Below are 962 nucleotides of genomic sequence, written 5' to 3' on the forward strand. Positions count from 1 at the left end.
GCAGATGTGGCGGAATTGGCAGACGCACTAGACTTAGGATCTAGCGCCTTAGGCGTGGGGGTTCGACTCCCTTCATCTGCACCATGCGGGTATCGTATATCGGTAATACTCCAGCCTTCCAAGCTGGAAAGGTGGGTTCGATTCCCACTACCCGCTCCAGAAAAAGCAACTAATATTGGTTGCTTTTATTTTTTTGTAGATCTTGTGTATAAAAAAGAAGTTATCCACATTTTATATTAAAAAAACAAAGAAATATGTGGATAATTTTTTGTTATATAGTATAATTAAATATATGCTCCTATAACTCAGGTGGATAGAGTGCAGGACTTCGAATCCTGATGGCCCCGTTCGAATCGGGGTAGGAGTACCATTATTTTTTCTTAAATATCAATCTATATTCATTATGCTATTTAAAATATTAAATTTCATTTCTGTAATAAATACATATTTTAATCCTATAGAATTTTTCTCAGAAGGTAATTTTAATAACTCTATCTAAATTCAACTTGTTCGCCAAAGTAATTTTCATATGTTCAATGGTTATTTTATAAGGCTGTATTATAAGTATTATACGTTAGTATATATTGTTCTATATATAGAAAGAAGAAAAACTCATCCGAGTGTATCAATAATAGAAATAGAGTGTAAATACAAGAAAATAAGAGAAAATACCATATAATATTTCATAATGCAACATAAATTCAAAGTAATATATACAGGCTATGATAGAATAGTCAATGTCCTCAAGAAAAAGAAACAAAAAACACGAAGAAATGTTGAAATAGTACAAAAAAAGTGTTGACAGTAATCTTTATGAGTGATAATATTAACAAGTCGCTATTGAGCGATGAGATCTTTGAAAATTGAACAGATATAGATAAGTTAAAAACCAGCAATTCTTTTAGAGTAAGTTTTTTGAGTAGATTAAACTTTTTATTGAGAGTTTGATCCTGGCTCAGGAC

At 31.2% G+C, this 962-nt stretch carries 3 tRNA genes; all 3 read left to right on the plus strand.

Annotated features, from left to right (window positions below):
- The 3 genes from FAY47_RS19910 to FAY47_RS19920 all read left to right on the plus strand — a co-directional run bounded on the left by FAY47_RS19910 (window position 1) and on the right by FAY47_RS19920 (window position 370).
- A tRNA-Leu gene (locus FAY47_RS19910) sits at window positions 1-84 on the plus strand.
- A gap of 1 nt (window position 85) precedes the next feature.
- Window positions 86-159 (plus strand) — tRNA-Gly (locus FAY47_RS19915).
- Window positions 160-294: 135 nt separating this feature from the next.
- Window positions 295-370 (plus strand) — tRNA-Arg (locus FAY47_RS19920).
- The last annotated feature ends 592 nt before the right edge of the window (window positions 371-962 follow it).

Source organism: Clostridium sp. HBUAS56017 (assembly GCF_007115085.1).
Classification (GTDB): domain Bacteria; phylum Bacillota; class Clostridia; order Clostridiales; family Clostridiaceae; genus Clostridium; species Clostridium cibarium.